23 protein-coding genes and 1 riboswitch are annotated in these 22,539 nt (G+C 39.1%); all 23 genes read right to left on the reverse strand.

Features of this window, described 5'->3' with window-relative positions; genetic code table 11:
• Positions 1–174: 174 nt before the first annotated feature.
• The gene (locus RHP64_RS05745) at positions 175–1,374 is read right to left on the reverse strand and encodes a Zn-dependent hydrolase (RefSeq protein WP_025268135.1); all 1,200 of its coding nucleotides are present in this window, start codon (positions 1,372–1,374) and stop codon (positions 175–177) included.
• 6 nt (positions 1,375–1,380) lie between these two features.
• Positions 1,381–2,607 carry an MFS transporter gene (locus RHP64_RS05750; protein WP_025268136.1) on the reverse strand — a complete coding sequence of 409 codons (1,227 nt, stop codon included), beginning with the start codon at positions 2,605–2,607 and terminating at the stop codon, positions 1,381–1,383.
• 23 nt (positions 2,608–2,630) lie between these two features.
• Positions 2,631–3,407: a thiazole synthase gene (locus tag RHP64_RS05755; RefSeq protein ID WP_014324786.1), complete on the reverse strand. Its 777-nt coding sequence runs from the start codon at positions 3,405–3,407 to the stop codon at positions 2,631–2,633.
• 21 nt (positions 3,408–3,428) lie between these two features.
• A complete protein-coding gene (thiF, locus tag RHP64_RS05760; RefSeq protein ID WP_011679892.1) occupies positions 3,429–4,076 on the reverse strand; it encodes a sulfur carrier protein ThiS adenylyltransferase ThiF in 648 nt (215 codons plus the stop codon).
• A gap of 10 nt (positions 4,077–4,086) precedes the next feature.
• Positions 4,087–4,284: a sulfur carrier protein ThiS gene (gene thiS, locus RHP64_RS05765; protein WP_010292462.1), complete on the reverse strand. Its 198-nt coding sequence runs from the start codon at positions 4,282–4,284 to the stop codon at positions 4,087–4,089.
• Positions 4,285–4,310: 26 nt separating this feature from the next.
• Positions 4,311–4,949 (reverse strand): thiamine phosphate synthase, encoded by a 639-nt coding sequence (gene thiE, locus RHP64_RS05770; RefSeq protein WP_014324787.1) that lies wholly within the window; start codon positions 4,947–4,949, stop codon positions 4,311–4,313.
• A gap of 131 nt (positions 4,950–5,080) precedes the next feature.
• Positions 5,081–5,171: riboswitch (TPP riboswitch) on the reverse strand.
• A gap of 149 nt (positions 5,172–5,320) precedes the next feature.
• Positions 5,321–6,202, reverse strand: a complete 882-nt coding sequence (locus RHP64_RS05775; protein WP_025268138.1) for a type I 3-dehydroquinate dehydratase — start codon at positions 6,200–6,202, stop codon at positions 5,321–5,323.
• Positions 6,199–6,753 (reverse strand): type 2 periplasmic-binding domain-containing protein, encoded by a 555-nt coding sequence (locus tag RHP64_RS05780; RefSeq protein WP_025268139.1) that lies wholly within the window; start codon positions 6,751–6,753, stop codon positions 6,199–6,201. Before RHP64_RS05780 ends, RHP64_RS05775 begins: the two co-directional genes overlap by 4 nt.
• 3 nt (positions 6,754–6,756) lie before the next feature.
• Positions 6,757–7,557 (reverse strand): shikimate kinase, encoded by an 801-nt coding sequence (locus RHP64_RS05785; RefSeq protein ID WP_011679896.1) that lies wholly within the window; start codon positions 7,555–7,557, stop codon positions 6,757–6,759.
• 7 nt (positions 7,558–7,564) lie between these two features.
• Positions 7,565–8,416, reverse strand: coding sequence for a prephenate dehydrogenase (locus RHP64_RS05790; RefSeq protein ID WP_014324790.1), 852 nt, complete (start codon positions 8,414–8,416; stop codon positions 7,565–7,567).
• Positions 8,413–9,717, reverse strand: a complete 1,305-nt coding sequence (gene aroA, locus RHP64_RS05795; protein WP_462784968.1) for a 3-phosphoshikimate 1-carboxyvinyltransferase — start codon at positions 9,715–9,717, stop codon at positions 8,413–8,415. Before aroA ends, RHP64_RS05790 begins: the two co-directional genes overlap by 4 nt.
• A 46-nt stretch (positions 9,718–9,763) precedes the next feature.
• A complete protein-coding gene (aroC, locus tag RHP64_RS05800) occupies positions 9,764–10,942 on the reverse strand; it encodes a chorismate synthase (protein WP_011679899.1) in 1,179 nt (392 codons plus the stop codon).
• A 1-nt stretch (position 10,943) separates the two neighbouring features.
• Positions 10,944–12,008 (reverse strand): 3-dehydroquinate synthase, encoded by a 1,065-nt coding sequence (gene aroB / locus RHP64_RS05805; RefSeq protein ID WP_014324792.1) that lies wholly within the window; start codon positions 12,006–12,008, stop codon positions 10,944–10,946.
• Positions 12,005–12,997, reverse strand: coding sequence for a 3-deoxy-7-phosphoheptulonate synthase (aroF, locus tag RHP64_RS05810; protein WP_025268141.1), 993 nt, complete (start codon positions 12,995–12,997; stop codon positions 12,005–12,007). The genes aroB and aroF overlap by 4 nt, the downstream gene beginning before the upstream one ends.
• 4 nt (positions 12,998–13,001) lie before the next feature.
• Positions 13,002–13,826, reverse strand: coding sequence for a shikimate dehydrogenase (gene aroE / locus RHP64_RS05815; protein ID WP_025268142.1), 825 nt, complete (start codon positions 13,824–13,826; stop codon positions 13,002–13,004).
• Positions 13,823–15,745 carry a transketolase family protein gene (locus RHP64_RS05820; RefSeq protein WP_025268143.1) on the reverse strand — a complete coding sequence of 641 codons (1,923 nt, stop codon included), beginning with the start codon at positions 15,743–15,745 and terminating at the stop codon, positions 13,823–13,825. Before RHP64_RS05820 ends, aroE begins: the two co-directional genes overlap by 4 nt.
• Positions 15,746–16,126: 381 nt before the next feature.
• Complete coding sequence (locus tag RHP64_RS05825; RefSeq protein WP_011679904.1) at positions 16,127–16,699, reverse strand: anthranilate synthase component II; 573 nt, start codon at positions 16,697–16,699, stop codon at positions 16,127–16,129.
• On the reverse strand, positions 16,696–18,060 hold the full coding sequence (gene trpE / locus RHP64_RS05830; RefSeq protein ID WP_014324795.1) for an anthranilate synthase component I: 1,365 nt from the start codon (positions 18,058–18,060) through the stop codon (positions 16,696–16,698). Before trpE ends, RHP64_RS05825 begins: the two co-directional genes overlap by 4 nt.
• On the reverse strand, positions 18,047–18,823 hold the full coding sequence (trpA, locus tag RHP64_RS05835; RefSeq protein WP_025268144.1) for a tryptophan synthase subunit alpha: 777 nt from the start codon (positions 18,821–18,823) through the stop codon (positions 18,047–18,049). Before trpA ends, trpE begins: the two co-directional genes overlap by 14 nt.
• Positions 18,820–19,395: a phosphoribosylanthranilate isomerase gene (locus RHP64_RS05840; RefSeq protein ID WP_025268145.1), complete on the reverse strand. Its 576-nt coding sequence runs from the start codon at positions 19,393–19,395 to the stop codon at positions 18,820–18,822. Before RHP64_RS05840 ends, trpA begins: the two co-directional genes overlap by 4 nt.
• A complete protein-coding gene (trpC, locus tag RHP64_RS05845; protein ID WP_025268146.1) occupies positions 19,392–20,180 on the reverse strand; it encodes an indole-3-glycerol phosphate synthase TrpC in 789 nt (262 codons plus the stop codon). Before trpC ends, RHP64_RS05840 begins: the two co-directional genes overlap by 4 nt.
• Positions 20,177–21,202: an anthranilate phosphoribosyltransferase gene (gene trpD / locus RHP64_RS05850; protein WP_025268147.1), complete on the reverse strand. Its 1,026-nt coding sequence runs from the start codon at positions 21,200–21,202 to the stop codon at positions 20,177–20,179. Before trpD ends, trpC begins: the two co-directional genes overlap by 4 nt.
• The gene (gene trpB / locus RHP64_RS05855; RefSeq protein WP_011679910.1) at positions 21,195–22,382 is read right to left on the reverse strand and encodes a tryptophan synthase subunit beta; all 1,188 of its coding nucleotides are present in this window, start codon (positions 22,380–22,382) and stop codon (positions 21,195–21,197) included. Before trpB ends, trpD begins: the two co-directional genes overlap by 8 nt.
• Positions 22,383–22,539 lie beyond the last annotated feature (157 nt).

Consider the following 22,539-nt stretch of genomic DNA (forward strand, 5'->3'; position numbering starts at 1 on the left):
AACTTGTAAGCCTTTACATTCAAGTAGTGAAATAATTTTGTGAATAAATTATTTTATGCTAGTATAGAATAATAATTTCAATCATGCATATACTCGGTTAGCAAAGCTTATTTTTTTCAACAACATGTCTAGCGTTAAAAAAGCAAGTAACATCAAAGTTACTTGCTTTTTCATCTATATATAAGCTAATTGATACAATGCTTGTTGTAATACTAATTGGCCATTTACTAAATGCTCAGATTTTGTGTTTTCCGAAGGAGAATGACTATTGCCTTTAATACTAGGGACAAAAATCATTGTGGTAGGCACATATTTTGCAATAATTTGAGCATCGTGTCCAGCACCAGAAATAAGCGACTGGTATGCTGAATTATGATATTGCGCAGCCAAAGCACTGTTATTTGCCAATTGATCACTTAATTTAATGGCATTCACATCCGTCATAATCGTCAAAATACTATCATTCAATTCCGTCAGCTCTTTAACAGCTGTGAATGCATCATCTAATCTTTTTTGGCTTTTATGTCTTAAATCTAATGAAAAATCAACTTCACTAGGAATAACATTGGCAGCATTTGGTTGAACTCGTATTTGTCCAATTGTGTATCTCAACGCCACAAATTCATCTAAAACCGCATAAAGTTGATGAATCAATGTGACTGCTTTTTTCATTGCATCACATCTCATATTCATTGGCGTTGTCCCTGCGTGATTAGCAACACCGCAACATTTGATCAATAGCTTTTTCTGACCAACAATATCAGTCACTATCCCGATATCTTGTCTTTTTTTCTCTAATATTGGTCCTTGTTCAATATGCAACTCAATAAAAGCGTGGATCAGACCAGTCGCTTTTAATTCAGATGCTAGTTCCTTTAATTGAGTAACAGCATTTTGACGTGCATGATTAAAAGATAAACCTTCATGATCTCTCAGACCGTATACTGTGTCTTCTAACTTGTTCATGAGATACCGTGAACCTGTAAAAGCTGTATTAAAACGTGACCCCTCTTCTTCCGAAAATGAAACAGCAACCAATGGTATTTTGGGATGACCAAATTTTTTCATTAATGTGCCAATTGATATCAAACTTGCTAAAGTCCCATAAACACCATCTAACGGCCCACCATTAATTACAGTGTCCATGTGTGATCCTGATAATATGAATACTTTTTGGCCTAGGTTTTTTTCTGTTGTTGCATAGACATTTCCAATGTTGTCAACAAAAGTGTAAAGACCGTAGTCACTAGCAATCTGCATATACTTTTTTTGCGCTGCCAACCAATTTTCATCATATACACAGCGCGTCACACCATCAAAACTAGTTAAACCAATTTTTTTGAATTCGTTTAGTAAAGATACTATATTTTTCATAAGCGTTCAGTCTCGTTCAGCTTCATATTTCACAAAATTAAAGCAAACTAACGACGCCATCAATAATAATGCGGCAACATAAAAACTAATGCTCATACCTTTCGTAACATCAATTAAGAAGCCAGTCATGATTGGTGCAATAATTGATGCAATCATCCCCAAAAAATTATAAATCCCAAATGTCATTGCCAGCTGCGAATTTTTAGCATTAATCTTAATGGTATACAATAGCAAAGGATCTAATGCCATTTTTCCTGTTACCCCATAGACTAGCAAAGACAGTAACAAGACCATATCATTATTAATCGTTACGCCGACAATCAGTGAAATTGCCGATAAAGGAACTAAAATACATATCAATGTCTTAGTATTTTTCAAATAATCATTTATTCTAGCAAACAATAATGCACTTGGAATGGCGATAAACGGCACAATGGATGCTACCCACCCTACATTTGTTCCTGAAATATGCCGATAATCTATCAAGTATAACGGTAACCAAGTAATCATTACAATCTGCCCATAAATTGAAGCAAAAAGCATCAAGTACGTACATGACAAATTACGTGTAAATAGCGCTTTGATGTCGATTGACTTAATTGCAGTCTTAGAATGATTTGGTTTAGTTGATGCATTAAACGGCTTGTCTCGTATAACCAATATATACAGTAGTCCAACGATTACAGTTGGTACGCTGATAGTGATAAATGGGGTAGACCAATGAAAATGAAGCTGTAACACAAGAATACTGGATAATAATGTGCCAAGAATTTGCCCAAAAGCCTGTCCAGAATTAATTAAAGCTGTTCCAAAAGTTAACTTGTTTTTCGGTAATACTTGCGAGGATAATCCATACGATGCGCCATAGAAGCTTCCTTCACCAATACCCACCATTGCTCTAGTAATTAAGAATAGTCCAATAGTTGTGACTAATCCAGAAAATAAGGTCATCACACCAAAAAATATGAAACCAAGTCCAATAATCCATTTTTTACTAAAGTAGTCTGCTAAGGTAGAAAAAGGCATTTGCACGATGGTATACGTTAAGAAAAACAAGGACGAAATCAAACCCAGTTGGCTATGATTCAAGCCAAATTCTGACTGAATAGCTGGCATAACAGGATTTAATATTGTACGGTCTGCATATATGAATATCCAACCAAAAAAATTTAATAAAATAATAGTGACCCAACTATTATGCCGTTTATTTATTGGGTCTATCGTATTTTCCATGTGACTTCCTTTTTGAATTCATCCTAAGCAGGATTACTTACTCCTGTTAGTGTTGAAGACGGTGAAGCAGATCCATCTAATACCCGGCCAGGTTTTGCTAAATAAGCTTTACGCCCGGCATTGATTGCTAATTTGAATGCTTCAGCCATCAAAGGAATATTTCCAGCAGTTGCCATTGCTGTGTTGGCCATAATGGCATCTGCCCCCATCTCCATAGCTTCAGCAGCTTGACTAGGTTTTCCGATACCCGCATCAATTATAATTGGCAAGTCAATCTCATTAATAAGAATTTGAATCAAATCTTTATTGGACAGGCCCTTGTTGGTTCCAATTGGTGCTCCTAGTGGCATAATTGCTGCCGCTCCCGCATCGGTTAATTGTTTGGCTATGTTTAAGTCGGGCAACATATAAGGCATTACAATAAAGCCTTCTTTGGCCAGAACTTCTGTTGCTTTTAATGTTTCGTAATTATCAGGCATTAAGTATTTTTTATCAGGAATTACTTCTAATTTAATAAAGTCACTACCACTTAATTCACGGGCAATACGGGCAATTCGGATAGTTTCTTCAGCATTTGTGCAGCCTGAAGTATTAGGTAAAATAGTGACATTCTCAGGAATATAGTTTAAAATATTTTCCTTGGCGTCATTGGAACGTCTCAATGCCATTGTTATTATCTGAGCATCAGCATTTTTTACTGCTGAATCAATTAATTCATAGGAATATTTACCGGATCCTAAAATGAATCTTGAAGTGAATGTATGACCACCAATGGTCAAGGTATCAGTATTTTCTTTCATTACTATCAGTTTCTCCTAAATTTATAAAGCCACTTTACCGAGTATTAGCTGTAAAATGACATTTGCTTGATGACCAGCGCACACAAGCACTCTTGGTGCCATCAATCCTTCTACTCCAGCACTAATGTTATCCCCACAGATGTATACATTTTCGCTCTGTTGTCTCGTTTTAATATTATTTGGACTATGAATTCCAGCTAACCCGTTGCCCATAACAAGCGGTTTATTTGGAAAAATTTCACGAGAACTACCTAATAGGACTGCTTTACTATGCGGGTCATCAAATGCTTCACATATGATATCACTATCACCAAATAGAGCTTCAACATTTTGCGACGTGACTCTTTCTTGAATTGTTGAAATTGTAATAAATGGATTGAACTCTAATATATTTTGTTTTAGCGCAATCACCTTTGGTACATTAATTTGACTCAATTTAAATTGCTGTCGATTCAGGTTACTCAACTCAACAGCATCAAAATCAATCAAAGTCAAATGCCCTACTCCTGCACGCGCTAATGCGATGGCAATATTAGAGCCAAGTCCACCGGCACCTGCAATAGTCACATGAGCCTGTGCAAGTTTTTCTGACGTTCCTGGCACATTGCGTTGTTTCATATCTTCATATACTTCTTGAACGCTGTAACCATCAATATTAATTTTGTGCATAAGACTTCCTTTAACCTCCGCCTACAAATGAAATAATTTCAATTTGATCATCATTATGAATAAAAGTATCTACAAAACGTTCACGTTGTAAAATCTTACCGTTGTGTTCAACTACAATGTTTTCTAAAGCAGCATTTTTGTCATTGAGCAGTTGTGCAATTGTCTTTCCAACGTACTGATTCTCTACAGAGCCATTTATCTTAAGCATTACCTAGGACCACCTTTCTCTAGTTTTTAAAGTACTTGGTCAAGTGCTTTAATCGTGTCGGATACTTTGTCCGCTATATTTTCGGCACACATAATTTCGCTAACCATCGCCACACCATTGACTTCAGTATTTTTAAAGTTGTGAATTGTATGTTCCTTGATACCACCAATTGCAATGACTGGTATGGAGACAGTTCGTGTAATCTCCTTTAAAGTTTCGATTGACGTAGGTTTTGTGATTACCTTGGTCTTAGTTGGATAAATAGCGCCAACTCCTAAATAATCTGCCCCCTCTAGTTCGGCCTGTGTGGCTCTCATGACACTTTTAGCAGACACACCCAAAATTTTTTCTGGACCAATTAAACGTCTTGCGACTGATATCGGTAAGTCATTATCGCCAATATGGACACCAGCAGCATCAACTGCTTGACAGATATCTATTCTGTCATCAATAATCAATGGAATTCTGAATCTGTCAGTAATTTCTTTCACTTTCGTTGCCAGTTCAAAATACTTATGCGTGGTAACCTCCTTTTCTCTTAGCTGAACGAGTGTGACACCGTTCTGACATGCTTTTTCAATTCGACCTAAAAACTCTTCATCAGAATAATCGTATCGATTTGTGACTAAATATAGCTTTAGCACCTTAGTTATATTTACATCCATGGGCTCCTTTTCGTAAACCTCCTGATAATATATTTTTGAAATTTTTCAATACACTGAACCTTTTTAAATTTTTCAAATAAAAAAGCTGTTTTTTTGCGCAAATGGGTACGCAAAAAAACAGCTTAATAAAAAATCTATTAATCACATCTTCCTACGCAGATTTTAATCCGATCAGGTTCAATGGGTATTTCTCAGCCCTCGCGGGCACCCCAGACATACATATATAATTTCATAAATACTATAACATTTATTTTTTGTAAACACAAGAAATAATTGCCTAGTAAATCAAAGTAAACAAAAAACGCTACCTCCGGAGAGATAGCGGGTAGGTAGATAGATACTACCCAGTTGGTCTTAACTAATATAACACATTATTGCCAAGCTTGCAATAATTCATTAATTGTCAGCTGCCCAGGAGCACTTCCTTGTGTACCATCAAGTACTGCAAAGGTCATTTCTGACCCATATTCATATCCCTCGATACGGCTACGTTTACCTATCTCTCCCATGCTCATCGTGATTAATGGTTGCGAAATATTGACGTTCTTAGTTGTTTGCAATAGGTAATCAACGTCTTTTTCGGATTCAGGCATGACAGCCAATTTGATAATATCTGCTGAAGTATCAGCCATATCACTGATTAAAGCTGGCAAATTTTTAGGGGTAGATTCAAAATCGTGGTATGACAGTAATACTGGAACATTGGCTTTATTCGCTGCGTCCATAATACTTTGTCGTAGCGGCTCATCTAATGTATATTCAACATCAACAGCTGCAAACGGAAACCCCGAGTGTAAAGCAGTAATCATAAAAGTGGCATACTCGGTTGGGCCCATTTCACCACGGCCACCTTGTGTAACCGTACGATATGTTAACAACACCGGAAAACCACCAATACTATTAAACACCGTACCAGTTAACTCTTTAATAATTTGAACATTTATTTGTGGCCAATTAGCCATGAATTCTTGCTTGGCATTATCAATTTCTGACAACATTTTCGCTTCTGTCATGGCAGAAACGTCTTTTTGCGCCAATTCACTTTGTGCCCCATCCTTAACTTGTTGCCACATAACCGCCTGACTAAAGTCATCTGCGATGTAATCTGCCCGCCATTCAACAATGTCTGGATTTTGTTGTTGTAGTTTTTGAGCGAACGGACTAATTTTGTCCGTAGGTCCTAAAGTTAGGGGGACTGCTATAATCGGTTTATTCGTACTGCTAGGTATGTTTAATAGTTCTCTTAATGTCATAGGACTCTATAGACGATCCAAACCATCTGAGGCTTTAATTGTTGCCTAATTTGGTATTTTCCGTCACTACTTTCAGGTAATTTTTTGAATTGTTCTTCAGAAACAATTGTAAACCGATTTTGTTCTTTTATAAAGCTCTGTAATGCAACAATTTTACTTGGTGCAAACATCACTGACGGCCCCCAAGCATTATCTAAATTCACAGAGGTTAAATATCTTTTCATTAAGCCTTCTGTGGCCGCATGGACTATTGCTACATTTCGCTCAAATTGGGTATTTTCAATCACACTCATCGTCATTAAGGGTAGCGAAAATGTTTGTTCAATTGCAAGCTGTGACCAATTTAAATAATTAAAGTCGGCCCAATTCAAATCTGGTTCCTGATTAGACTTAAATGCAACTGGTAAAATTATTTTATCCCCTTTATAGTCACTTAGATGTAATAAAACTTCTTCAAAACTATTGTGCAAAATTAGGGTTTCGTCCGTTAAATAATATTGTGCTGCCTGTTCAGAATCTGTGCCACTTGGTCCTAATGTGTGAAGTTTCATAAATCACCTATTTAATTGCCTATTCTCTTTGTCAATGGCAGCCTGCATCAAAATGGTCATAATACCATCAATCATGTCATCTGTGATATCTACAGAAGTACTAAAATCTGATTTCAATTCCTTACGTAACTTTAACATACGATCCTGTTGAATCGTTGGTATACCAAATTTTTCTTTATAACGAGCCACTGCTTCAACAATCTGAAAACGTTCCGAAATAATTTTAAAAATTTGACGATCAAATGCATCTATCTGTGAACGCAATTGTAGTAGTGCTAGTTCATCCTCATTAGCGCTAAATAAGGCAATAATCTCAGCTGCAATACGCGCCGGTGTTTTACCAACTGTTTCTACGGTGAAATTGGCAACTTCTTCGTACTTTGGGTCACGTTCCTGCCATAATGCAAAGAATTCCGCCGTCGATTTTTCTTGAAGTAACGGGCGCTGTCCTTCAAGAATTAAGCGGCCAATAGTACTTTCTAAATTGCCATGTAAATAAATAATTGTCGCTGGAGAATGGCGCAGAATTTCTAAGTTTTCTGGTCGTTCCACTACACCCCCGCCCGTGGCAACAACACCATCAAATGTTTGCACATTATTTAAAACTTTGGTTTCTAACTCACGGAAGCCGGCTTCGCCACGTTCTTCAAAAATTTCTGCGATTGATTTACCGGCAGCACGTTCAATTTCAGAATCAATATCTACGAACTTTGAATGATGTTGCCGAGCAATTTCCTTACCCACAGTCGTTTTCCCAGCACCCATAAACCCAATAAGCATTAATGTATCTGGTTCTTTAATCATAATTTTCTCACTTTAACAATAAATTTTTTCTTGACTCCTGTGCTGACGAAATTAAAGTCATCAAAGTTGATGCATCATTATCTTCAATTGCTTGAGAAAATAATTGTAATTGCTCGATTATCAAGGACTGACTAGTTAATATTGCTTCTTTGTTGCTTAACAATACATCAGTCCATAACTTTGGATCACTTTCCGCTATGCGTGTCATATCTTTGAAGCCACCAGCAACATACTGTCCAAATGTCGTTGAATCGCCCAGCTGGTTAGTGGCAGTATTCATTAATGCAAAAGACATAATATGCGGTATATCACTAATTACAGCCATCAGCTCATCGTGTTTCTTGACTGAAATTGGCATAAATTTAGCGGCAATCGGTTCAAGAATTTCCTGCAACCTACGAGCATTAGAAATTGAACTTGGAATTAAGAAATAAGGCACATCTTGATACAGTTTTTCATTTGCCCACTCAACACCGCTCCGATGAGTACCGGCCATAGCATGCCCACCAACGAAATGAATATTTTTTGGTGTCAAAACTGCTTCAGCCACATCCATAATATCTCGTTTTGTCGATCCTGTATCCGTAACGATTACCTCTTTTTTTAGAGATAGTTGAGATAATGAACGAATCATTTCTTCGATATAAGTTACTGGTGTGGCCAAGATAATAACATCAGCATGAGATGCAACATTTACTAAATTAGAAGCTGCCTCAAAAACAATACCATGATCTTTTGCATAGCTGAGCGACTTTTCATTAATATCAACACCTATTACTTGGTTTTTTGGCTCTTTGTTTAAAATTTTGGCTAACGATGCCCCCATTTCGCCAAGACCCACAACAACGATATTTTTCATAACCATTCTCTCTTAATTGAGGACACATCTTCTACAAATCCAGGATACGACACACTCATAGCTTCTTCACCGGTTAATACTACATCCCCTTCAGTAATGAGAGAAGCAATCACGTTCATCATACCAATGCGATGATCCCCATGTGAGTCAAGTAGTGTTGAGCCATTTGACGTGTGCAAGAGCGTTCCACCATGAATAACCATACCATCTGGCTTCTCATCAATATCAGCGCCCAATTTAGTTAGCTCACTAATGACTGTCGAAATTCTGTCAGTTTCTTTTACACGTAATTCCTCTGCACCACTTATAATCGTGTCTCCCACAGCTTGTGTAGCAGCTAGAGCAAGAATGGGCAGTTCATCAACTGCACCAGGAATATCCTCAGCAGTAATTGCAATACCGTGTAAAGTTTGTGCTTTGACCGTGATATCAGCCAACGGTTCTCCATCAGATGCAATCGGTTTCTGAGTAATTTCTGCACCCATCCGTTCAAGCAATTTAATCACACCATCACGCGTTGGATTGACACCGACCTTTTTAATGGTAATTTCCGAGTTTGGTGTAATTAAACCAGCCACCATGAAAAATGCAGCACTTGAGATATCCGATGGTACTAAAACATGCTGACCGCTTAGTTTTGACTGCTTTTTAACAGTAATTACACCGTTATCTGTTTTAATTTGCCCACCAAACTGACGGAGCATGCGCTCTGTATGATCTCTTGATGGTAGATCTTCGATAATCGTTGTTTCACCCTCAGCTTGTATGCCCGCTAGTAAAATAGCACTTTTGACCTGCGCTGATGCTACCGGCATATGATAAGTAATACCATTTAGTCCAGTATTGGCCTTAATTACAGCTGGTAAGAACTCGTCATTAGATAATTCAAATTGCGCATTCATCATTGACAACGGGTCGGCAACACGACGCAATGGTCGCTTGCTCAGTGATGAATCACCAAAAATATTTAGATCAAACGGTTGCTTACTTAGCAATCCCATGAGGAGACGAGTTGAAGTTCCTGAATTGCCCATATCTAATCCAGCAGATGGTGCCTTAAAATTTGTAAGGCCTTTACCAATAACTTTAGCTTGTGATTCTGTGTGGTCAATTTCCACACCAAGCGCACGAAAAACACCCATGGTATGCATCACATCATCTGACATCAAAAAATTATCAATGACAGTTTTCCCTTCAGCTATCGCACCAAACATCAATGCTCGATGTGATATTGACTTGTCGCCAGGAACTGTTATTTCTCCATGAAGGCCATTTTTTTCTGCTTTAGTGAGTTTAATCATCTCTTTTTATCCTTTGTTCATAATATGTACTATAGCCGAAGCTATATTAAAACTTTCTTATTTCTTCACGATACACTGCCACTTGTTCTTTCATCCGTTCAATGTTATCTGCATCAAATTTATCCAAAACAGCTTTAGCTAACTCAATTGCTACCATTGCCTCAGCAATTACAGCAGCGGCAGTAACTGCAGTTGTATCTGAGCGTTCTATCGATGCACGGTGGTCTTCGTGTGTATCAATGTCAACTGACTGCATAGGACGATACAAAGTAGGAATAGGCTTAACAACACCACGAACAACAATTGCTTCTCCTGTCGTCATACCACCTTCAAAACCACCGAGATTATCAGAACCACGATAAAAGCCACGTTCTTCGTCCCAAAAAATTTCATCCATGACTTGATCGCCATACTTTTCTGCGTTATCAAAACCACCACCAAATTGAACACCTTTGAAGGCATTGATGCCAACAATAGCGTTGGCAATTTTAGCGTCTAACTTTGTATCGGCAGATACATATGAACCCAATCCAACAGGCATACCTGTCGCAATAACTTGGACTTGGCCTCCTACAGTATTTGCATCACGCTTTGTTTTATCAATTACTTCTTTAATAGCTTCATCAGCTTCAGCATTTAGAGCACGTGTGTCAAAACCTTCTGTCACAACACGCAACTCTTGCAGGTTCTTATACTTAGTTAACTCATTTAGGTCGGACTTAGCAGGTCCAACATTAACAACGAAACCATGAACATCAACACCTATTTCGGAAAGTAATTTTTTGGCAACAGCACCAACTGCAACACGCATTGTCGTTTCACGAGCCGAAGATCTTTCCAAAACATTGCGTAAATCTTCACGGTGACGATACTTCATCCCACCAACCAAATCAGCATGTCCTGGACGCGGGCGCAACACCTTACGGAGCGTATTTTCTGCTGTTGCTGGCTCATTAGGGGCCATAATTTTCGACCAATTATTATGATCATCGTTGTGAACATTCAATGTAATTGGTGATCCAAGTGTTGTTTGGTGACGAACACCTGTCAAAAAGGTAACTGTATCAGTTTCGATTTTTTGACGTTCACCACGACCATAACCACGCTGACGTCGAGCTAATTGCTCATTAACATCTTCTTGACTGATGTGTAATCCGGCAGGAATACCTTCAATAACAGCAATTTCTTCAGGGCCATGGCTTTCACCAGCAGTAACATATCTCATATTAATTCTCCACAAATGCCGGCATGTCGGCGATTTTTTTCTTTACAATAATTGGCTGACCTACTTTTTCAAGAGCCACTAAATTCAAAACACCATCATGATTTTTTTTATCATTGATCAAGTGGTTAAAGAAGTCAGTTGTCCCGATAAAATGCGAATGTGTTGGTAAACCAACAGCTTCCAATCGACTTAATAATTCAGTAGTTAGCCCTCTAGGCATTATACCATGTTGTTCAAATCGACTGCTAATAGCAATCATACCAATCGCCACAGCTTCACCATGACGTAATTCACCATGAGCTAATAGTTCAATCGCGTGACCAAAAGTATGCCCAAAATTCAGAAACTGGCGGTCTCCAGCTTCTTTTTCATCAGCCATCACTACACTAGCCTTATAAGCAATCGCGCGTTTTGACAATTCTTGCGCATGATGACGTATATCTGCTACCGATTTGATTTGACCAGTAAAATCAAAAAAGTCTTGATTAGCCAATGCTGATGTTTTAACAACTTCCGCATATCCTTCAACTAAATCACGGTCCGTCAGTGTATTCAAATAAGTAACATCAACTAAATCTAAATCCGGCTGATAAAAAGAGCCAGCAATATTTTTTGTATTACCAAGATTCACGGCTGTCTTACCACCAACCGACGAATCAACTTGAGCTGTTAATGACGTCGCAATTTGAATAAAAGCAATTCCGCGCATGTACAAAGAGGCGACTACTCCACCTAAATCACCAATAACGCCACCACCTAATGCAATAACACCATCGCCACGCGTAAATCCAGCAGCTGCCATTTTAGCAATCAATTCACCGGCCACTGACAAAGATTTTGATGACTCTCCAGCGGGAACTTCTAACTCGAGTATATCAAATCCTACTTCACGTAATTGCTTTGCTGTATCCTTTAAATACAATGGCCCAACGTTGCTATCTGTTAATAGTGCAATCTTTCGCGCAGACCACACAGCCGATATTTCTTGGCCAAGACGTGTGTGTAAAGTGTTATCAATTTTCACATCATACTTTTTTGTCGCTAAATCAACTGTAATTGTGCTCATTTAATGGCCTCGCGCACCTTGTTTGCCTTCTCTGTCAATTGTTTGAATTGTGCTGGTGTCAATGCTTGGGCACCATCAACAAATGCATGTGACGGATTATCATGTATTTCGGTCATCAAACCTTGTGCACCAGCAGCAATTGCAGCTAAAGCAAGCGGTTCAACAAACTTTGAAACACCAGCCGCATGTGAAGCATCCGCAACAACAGGATAGTGAGTTAGCGATTGTAAAACAGGAATGGCTGATACATCAAGCGTATTACGCGTGTACTTATTATCATAAGTACGAATACCACGTTCCATCAAAATAATCTGATCATTCCCACCAGCAGCAATGTATTCAGCAGCATTAAGCAAATCATCGATGGTTGCTGACATACCACGTTTCAAAACCACGGGCTTGTTCTTCTTTCCCAGGGCCTTGAGCAAAGCAAAGTTTTGCATATTACGCGTACCGACTTGGAAAATATCTGTGTAAGAATCAACTAAATCAACATCTCGTGTATCTAAGATTTCGGTTACCATATCCATTCCCAACGCATCTGCTGCTGCGCGATGGGCTTTTAAACCTTCTTCGCCATTACCTTGAAATGAATATGGGGATGTACGTGGCTTGAAAGCCCCGCCGCGCAAGATAGTTGCGCCCGCCTGCTTAACATCTTCACCCATTTCTTTAACATGTTCGGGAGATTCGATTGAATCAGGGCCAGCCATGAAGACGAAGTTACCACCACCGATGACACTATGTTTAGTTGTAATAATTGTATCCTCTGGGTGGAAGTCACGTGATGACTTGATGGCTGAATGATGGTTTGTGATTATTTCAACAACGTCTTGTGATATATTTTTCAATATATCTTCAGGTAACTTTTTCACGCCGGATAACGCAACTCTATTACTGTGAACAAACACTGGTTTAATAGGGTCTTTGGTATCTAATTGCGCTGCAATTTTTTCTGCATCTTGACTTGTCTTTGCGATAATAATCATTGTTTTATTCCTCAATTGCTTTCTTCATAAGATTTCTGTCAGCTGGCCTGTCGAACCAATATTCAAAGCTCAGCGCTCCTTGATTGACTAACATCGGCAAACCATTTAATGTTGCTAATCCACGTTGGTTAGCAGATTTCAATAATGTAGTTTGTTGATTACGATAAATCATGTCCACCACCAAGGCGTGCTGTGGTAGTAATGCTATTTGCAAATCCGTTAATAGCGTCCGCAAATCATTCATCCCAACGGTGGTGGCATTGATAAGCATATCAGCACGCTTTAATGCTTTGGTGAGCATCTGATTATCTGCTAAATCCTCTAGATGCCCATTCCCCTCACTAAGATAGCTAATCTCTGCTTTTCGCTCATGCCAATCTTCATGAACTCTATTAAACACAATTAATTCCCTCACGCCATACAGTTTCGCAGTGGCAATCACTGATCTAGCTGCTCCGCCAGTACCCAGTAAAATAACCGTTTCTTTGGGTTGGCGAGAATTAATACTTTGCCAGAACCCGTCTCCATCTGTGTTAGTGCCAATCAGATGCCCTTTAACACTTTTAACCGTATTCACCGCATGAAGCCTCTGAGATATTGGCGATAGCTCATCCAAATATTGAATAATTTCATTTTTAAACGGTGTTGAAACATTGAATCCGCCTACGTGTAGGGCTTTTAATCCAACGATGGCCTCTTCAAGTTTTTCTGGTAAAATGTCGAAAGCGTGATAGTGTGCATCAATACCATATTCAGCTATCATCATGTTTTGCATTTGCGGCGAACGTGAATGTCCGGCCGGATGCGCGATTAATCCATATAAAGTCATTGTAACTCCTGTGTGATTTTATCGACGATATCTTCAGCATTAAATCCAAATTCGTCAAGAGCTATTTGTGCTGCCGCACTCATACCAAATTCATCAATACCAAATATTACGCCATCATTGCCAGCAATTCCTTGCCAACCCAATGTTGTTCCTGCCTCTATTATCACATTTTTTGTGCCCGTTTCGGGAATAATTTGTTGCTTTTTATCATCATCTAGCGCTAAGAATCGCGACAGATTTGGCATGGAAACAACGTTTGAAGGTAGTGACAGTAATTCACTCACCTTCTGTGCTATTTGAACTTCGGATCCAGTAGCAATCAAGTTAATTTTAGCCTCATCATGATGTCTTATTTGTGCCGCGCCATTTTCAAGTGATTGTTTTGCTTGGTCTGTGCTTCCTTGAGCACCAATTTCGCCACGACTTAAAATTAAGATTGTTGGTCGATCAGTTGACGTCAACGCCCGCTGCCAAGCGCTGGCTATCTCTTCGGCTGTCCCTGGACGCAATACATCAACACCCGGAATCAGACGAAGCCCCATCAGTTGTTCAACCGGTTGATGTGTTGGTCCATCTTCGCCAACCGTAATACTGTCATGCGTAAAAACATAAATACTCGGCACATGCTGCAAGGCACTCAAACGAATAGCTGCCTTCATATAATCCGAAAAAGCCAAGAATGTCGCGCCAAATACTTTTGTACCACCGTGTAAAGCTATCCCATTCATTACCGCGCCCATGCCAAACTCACGCACACCAAACGCAATATTTCTACCCGATCGATCATCGGCGTTGAATAATGGTGAAGTCGCCACTTCAGCATTAGTAGATGCTACCAAGTCAGCTGATCCACCCCATAATTGTGGTAATTGTGTCGCAAAGTTTTGCAACACATATTTAGATATTTTTCGGCCTGCTTGTACTTTCAAATCAGTCGGTAACTCGGGGATGGTCACCGTGTTTTTAGTTGAGAATTGCAGATAATCGGTTAATTCGTCATTCAAAGGTTGTTTTTGATGCAAAAGTCTATTCGAAATTTTAGCACGCATGTCTTCAAGCAAATGACTTGGTAATTCAAAATTTTGTATATCAACATCAAGCGCTGATGAAAGATCTTGCAATTGTTGACTGTCTAGTGGTGTGCCGTGAGCCTTGTTAGTGCCAGCGAACGGTCCAAAATCACCAATAATTGTTTTCACAGCAATCAACGTGGGCTCAGGAGACATTTTAGCATTTTCAATTGCATCGTGAATGGCTTCTAAATCATTACCATCTGCCACCTCACGTATATCCCAACCATAACTGGCAAAGCGCGCTAGATTATTTGATATATCTGACCTTTTCTTCAAACCATCAAGACTGACAGCATTATCATCATAAAGAACAACCAACTTACCGAGCTTTTGTTGACCAGCGAGTGACGCTACTTCATGGCTCACCCCCTCCATTAAATCCCCATCACCAACTAGCGCAAATGTAAAATGGTCAATCACTGAGGGAAATTGATTATTGAGCTTTGCTTCAGCCATTGCCATACCAACAGCCATACCCAATCCTTGCCCAAGTGGTCCAGTTGTTGCTTCAACACCAGGCGTCACACCAACTTCTGGATGTCCAGGCGTTTTTGAATGTGGTTGTCGAAATTCTGATAAATCTTGGGCTGACAGGTCAAAGCCAGCTGCATGTAAAGTCGCATACAGTAATGCGGCACCGTGACCAGCAGACAAAACGAAACGATCGCGATTAATCATATTAGGATTCTCGGGATCAACATTAAGTTGATTTGCATACAACTCATACAAAATTGGTGCAGCACCCAAAGCAATGCCAGGGTGCCCAGAACCAGCTTTGCTAATCATTTGGTTAGACAGCAACCTCAACGACTGAATTGTTTCTGTTGACAATGATGATGTTTTCATGAGATTCTCCTTAAATAAAAATCGTACTAAGTGAGTAAACACCTAGTACGATTTAACAGAAAATTACACTCCTGAAAACATAAAAGCCACTAGGTGTTTAATATCAACACTTAGTGACTCAACCTTGAAAAACTCCTGGTCGCTAAGTGCGTCGTAACCGACGCACTTATAATGCGACGGCTCTACATAAACCAGAAGTAGTAATAACTATTATTTTTCAAGACTTTGCTGTTCATAATTTTTCTCATTCTTATTTGATGTAATTAACTATACATTCATTTATTATAAATGTCAACAGTTTATTAAAATAAACTTCATTACATCATTAATTCCTCATGAAAAAAGCTTTTATTCTTGCACTAGATTTCATTATTATAGTTTTTATTTTACGTTTGCAGTTAGCGCTATAAATTTTTCAATCATTTTTGATCCTGTCGGCGTTCCAATAGATTCAGGATGAAATTGAAAGCCGAACACTGGTAAAGTTTTATGTTGCATAGCCATTATTTCATCGTCATCTTGTGCGATGCCAACCACTTTGAAATCTTTTGGAAAATTTTTTTTATCAAGAATGAGAGAATGATAGCGCATAATTTTGACTAATCCTGTGCTTAGTAACGGCGATGTGTCTGCTACCAGCATATCAGAAACCTTACCATGACGAATAACAGCTGCCCGTTTAACACGCCCACCAAAAACTTCACCAATGGCTTGGTGCCCTAAACAGATGCCCAACATCGGCTTGCTGTTGGCATAGTGTCGAATCATATTTTCCATTTCTCCTGCTTGCTCAGGTTTTCCTGGGCCAGGCGAAAAAATAATCCCGTCAGCTTTATCAGCAGTCGCATAGAGTTTCTGATCATCGTTTCTTAAAACCACTAAATCAGTCTTTGTACCTACAATTTGTGCTAGATTATAAGTAAAAGAATCATAATTATCCACGATTAAAATCATACATCCCCTCCAACTCGCAACAACGCTTTAGCCTTGTTAAGCGTTTCTTGGTATTCATTTTCTGCTATAGAATCATAGACAATACCAGCACCCGCTTGTACATATCCTTTTTTACTTTTAACAACCATCGTTCGAATCGCAATGGCAAAATCCATCTGATTATCGCGAGATAAATAACCAATTGCACCGGCATAAACACCTCTTTTAACTGGTTCCATTTCGTAAATACGTTGCAGAGCACGAACCTTGGGTGCCCCAGAAACAGTTCCAGCTGGTAATGTAGCTTTCAAAGCTTCAATAGCAGGTGTGTGTGCCCTTAATTTTCCACTGACTTCAGAAACCAAATGCATAATATAACGGTATTTTTGAATTTCCAGCAAAGTTGTTACCTTGACACTGCCATATTCAGAAACTTTACCAAGATCATTCCGTCCAAGATCGACTAACATACGGTGTTCTGCTAGTTCTTTTTCATTTGTTTTCAACTCTTTAGCAATGGCAACGTCTTCTGTTAATGTTTGCCCCCGTTTACGCGTTCCCGCAATTGGATTAGTAGTTACTGTTTCTCCTCTTACTGTCACCAAGCTTTCCGGGGATGAACCAATAATTTGATAATCACCGTAGTCCATATAGTACATATACGGCGAAGGATTTGTACGACGAAGTTGCCGATAAAAATCAAACGGTTTATCCTCAAATTCAAAACTAAAACGTTGCGACGGAACCATTTGAAACATATCGCCTTCTTGAATTAATTCCTTCGTATGATTAACGATTTCTTTAAATTGCTCGGGCGTCACATTTGATTTTGGATTTAATTCATGTAGTTTTACCGGAACGAGTTCATCAGCCACGGGTAATTTCAACTTATTTTCGATTGCAAGAACGACGTGTTCTAAGTTCTGACGTCCCGAATAAACATTATCCACGACAATTTTTATTTTTTCTTGACGATGGTCGAAAATAACAAAATTTTCATACAAAAATAAATGGCTGTCGGGCATATCCAACTCATCTTTAGGTTGGTTTTCTAGTTTTTCATAGCAAGCAACCGTATCAAACCCTACATATCCAATGGCACCTCCTTGAAAAGGCAACTCCTCCACGGGCTGTTCTTGCACAACTACTAAATTTTGCAATGCCAGCAGGGGATCTTTGCTTTCACTAGTTTGACCATCAACCGTCACCAACATACCGTTGGTCTTAAACTCATGGACAGGATCAAGTGCGATAATTGAATAACGTGACTTTTCACTATCTGTAGGTACTGATTCTAATAAAAAACTATGTTCTCCGCGCAACCGAAAATAAGCACTGATTACTGTTAAGGTATCCGCGTCAATTGTCTTAATTTTTCGCATGACGCGCTCCTTTCATGTTTTTAATAAAATCTGTCAAATAAGATGTAGCATCCTCTGGGTGGTCTTCGATAATTTTGACAAGTGCTGAGCCAACAATAATCGCATCAGCAGATTCAAATTGTTTTGCTTGATCATATGTCGTGATGCCAAAACCAACTGCAACTGGCAAATCTGTTAGCCGCTTAATCTTAGTAACGATTTCATCAGCTTCGTTTGACAATTTACTTCTAGAGCCTGTGATTCCTAAGGAACTTACTACATATATAAATCCAGAAGCACGTTCTACAATTTTCGGCAAACGATTTCCGGATTGTAATGTTACGAGTTGAATAAAGTCGCGACCATACTGGTGGACAAGTTCCAAAAATTCATCTTGTTCTTCCATAGGCATGTCGGGCATAATAACACCCTGAATATCCAACGACTGCATTTTGCTGAGAAATTTTTCGTACCCATATTTAAATACTGGATTTGTATACGTTAGAAAAACTAAAGGCACATCCGTGTGTTTGCGAACTTCAGCAACTAAATTAAACACATCAGCTGTTGTTGAACCGTTTTCGAGAACCTCTTGATCAGCATTCATGATAGTGGGACCGTCAGCACTTGGATCACTAAAAGCAATGCCAATCTCAATAAGATCTGCACCAGCCTCAGCCATATCAACAATATATTTTGCACTCTTTTCAAAATCCGGATATCCAGCTACCGCGAAACCAATAAAAGCATTTTTATTTTCTAATGCCTGTGAAATTCTAGTCATTTATTACTCCTTGCTATGCGAACCACTTCGCGCATCTTTTCTAAGTTTTTTATACCATTACATTCTGTTCCTGAACTAATATCAACAACCTTTGGTTTCAATAAAGAGATTGCCTGTTGTAAATTATCGGGTGTCAGCCCTCCTGCCAAGAAATCCAATGACTCTAGTGGCTGAAAATTTTCCCAATCAAAAGTTTTTCCGGTTCCTGCTCCTGCGTCAATCATCCGGCACATAGCTTGCGTTTTATACTGATGGTCAGGCTTCATCACCTTAATAACTGGTAATCCCGCTTGTTGAATTTTACTAATTTCCCGTTCAGACTCATTGCCATGCAATTGAACCATTTGAACAATCTCTCTATACTTCAAAATTTCATCTGCATCTTGATTTAAGAAAACACCAACTAATGGAATCTTTTCATCCAATTGCGAACGCATTTTTTGAGCAAGGGCAAGAGACACCGAGCGTCGTTTGTTAGGAACCAAGATAATACCAGCTAAATCAGGTCGAACATCATTCAAGAAATCTATATCTTGTAAACGAAAATTTCCACATAACTTAATTAGCGTCATTTTTCGCCCCTTAACTGTTGTATGGCCGCTAGTTTATCTGCAGCCTTCATGAACGTCTCACCAACTAAAATACCGTCCACGCCAATCTGTTCAAGAGTAACAACATCTGAGCGATCTTTTATACCAGATTCTGAAATAAATAAAATTTCTGGTGGAACTAATTGTCGTAAACGCTTGGTGTTATCAAAATCGACCGTGAAGTCCTTTAAATTGCGATTGTTCACACCAATAATTCGTGCATTTGCCTTCACTGCTCGGAGAATCTCTTCTTCATTGTGCGCTTCCACAATTACTGACAATCCTAATTCGTTTGCTAAAGATAGGTATTCTTTTAATTGTTCGTCCGTTAAAATAGCAACGATTAATAAAATGATTTGTGATCCAGCTACTTTAGCCTCATAAATCATGTATGGATCAATTGTAAAATCTTTGCGTAATACAGGAGTAGCAGAATCTGCTGCAACTGTTTTTAAAATATCAAGAGATCCCTTGAAATAATTCTCTTCTGTCAAAACGCTTATCGCATCGACACCTGCCACCTCATAGTCTTTCGCGATCCCTTGATAATCAAACTCTGATGAAGGTACAATTTGCCCTTTCGATGGGGATGCTTGTTTAATTTCGGCAACAACTGATATTTTTTGTTGAGCTAGACTTTTTTCGAAAGGAAATTCTCTTGAAACTGTGATGTGTGCTGCTTCATTTTGTAAGTCATGCAGCGATTTTTGAGCTTGACGCGCCAACATATTTTGACGTGTTGCTGCTACTAAATCATCTAATATCATGCCGTCACCGCCCTAGAAGATGATCGCAACGCCTCTAGTTGACCTAATGCCGTTCCATTAATCAAGGTTTCTCTAGCTAGCTGAATGGCAGCATCAATGGACTGCGCTTTTTTTGCAATAAACAATGCTAGCGCAGCATTTAAAATTGCAGTATCTGCCATAGGACCAGTGATTTTACCTGCTAAAATATGCTCTGTTATTTTAGCATTTTCAATTGGTGTCCCCCCTTGTAAGGATTCAATAGAAGCATAGTCAAATCCATAATCTTGTGGGTCGAAAGTGGCCTCTCTAATATGACCATTCGATAATATGGCCAAATCAGTTTTAGTTGTTAATGTCACCTCATCTAAACCATCTTGTCCATGAACCAATATAGCTTCTTGAACACCTAATTCTGACAATACATTTGCTAGTGGTACTAGTAACTCTTTTGTGTAAACCCCCACCAACATTGTACGTGGACGTGTTGGATTCGTTAATGGCCCAAGGATATTAAAAATAGTACGAAATCCCAGGCTTTTACGAATTGATCCAACATACTTCATTGCCGGATTAAACGAGCGTGCAAATAAAAATGTTTGCCCAGCATTCGCTAAAACATCAGTCGCTTGTTCTGGTGTTAAATCAATGGTAACCCCAAGTGCTTCCAATGCATCTGCCGTACCTGATTTAGAACTAGCAGCACGATTCCCATGCTTGACGACAGGCACCCCCGCTCCAGCTACAATGAAACTAGCCGTTGTCGAAATGTTGAATGTACCGGACAAATCACCACCAGTTCCGACAATGTCCATTGCCTCAAATTCTGATGGAATTGTCTTTGCATGATCAATCATGGCCCGAGCCGAGCCAACTATTTCCGAAACAGCTTCTTTTTTTGCGGCTAATCCCATTAAGTAAGCTGCAATTTCAGGGTCAGACACTTTGCCGTCCATAATATCGTTCATTACTTTCTGAGCCATATCATCTGTCAAATTTTTTTGCACGAGCAAGGTTTTAAGTGCTTCTTGAATATTACTCATGAATATCAACTCCTTTATAACGGGCTATCGCAGCAACGTCTTTGTCACCTCGACCACTCAGATTAACCATTATTTGTTGATCTTTTCTCATTTTTGGTGCTAATTTCATTGCATAGGCTACTGCGTGTGCGCTTTCAATTGCAGCAATTACACCCTCTGTTTTTGCAATGTATTCAAATGCATCAACTGCTTCATCATCTGTAATCGGTACATAAGTTGCTCGGTGAATATCCTTTAGATAAACATGCTCCGGTCCGATGCCAGGATAGTCCAATCCTGCAGAAATACTGTAAACAGGATCAATTTGCCCATCGGCTGATTGTAAAAATTGGGATTTCATACCATGAAAAACACCTTTTGAACCTAGTGCCATGGTTGCAGCTGTTTGATCAGTTTTTACGCCTTTTCCAGCGGCTTCAACGCCAATCAATTCCACTTCTGCGTCATCAATGAACTTAGCGAAAGCACCAATTGCATTCGATCCACCACCAACGGCGGCAATTACAGCGTCTGGCAGTTTTCCAGTCATTTCTAAGAATTGCCTTCTGGCTTCCTCACTTATAACCGATTGGAAATATTTAACCATTTCTGGGAAGGGATATGGACCAACCGCTGAACCAAGTACATAGAAAGTATCATCAATTCTTTTTGTCCAGTCTTGAAATGTTGCGTTCACTGCATCTTTTAAGACTTGTGTTCCTGTTGTCACCGCATGAACTTTGGCCCCTAGTAGCTCCATGCGATAAACATTCAACGCCTGTCGTTCTGTATCCTCCTTGCCCATAAAAATTTCTGCTTCCATACCAAACAATGCCGCAGCCGTAGCTGTTGCCACGCCATGTTGTCCGGCACCTGTTTCAGCAATTAAACGTGTTTTACCCATTTTTTTGGCAATTAATGCTTGCCCTAAAACATTGTTAATTTTATGAGCACCAGTGTGATTTAAATCTTCTCTCTTTAGATAAATTTGCGCACCACCTAAGTCTTCAGACATATTTTTTGCATAATATAACATAGATGGTCGGTTCGCGTAATTGTCGAATAAATCTTTCAATTCACTTTTAAAAGCTGGATCCTCTTTATATTTATTGAATGCCTCTGTGACTTCATTAATTGCTGGCATTAGCAATTCTGGAACAAATTGTCCCCCATATTCTCCGTAATAACCTTTTCTTGTCATCTTATTCCTCTTTCTTTAAGCAAACAAAAACCGTCCTGAAAAATTTGCTTTTGCAAAAATTTCAGGACGGTTTTCCCGCGGTGCCACCTGATTTCGTTTAAATCAAATGGTACCCAAAAAGCCCACTCGAGTTAAAACGCGTCTCAACAGTTATCTA

It is taken from the genome of Leuconostoc sp. XM4, assembly GCF_055698815.1.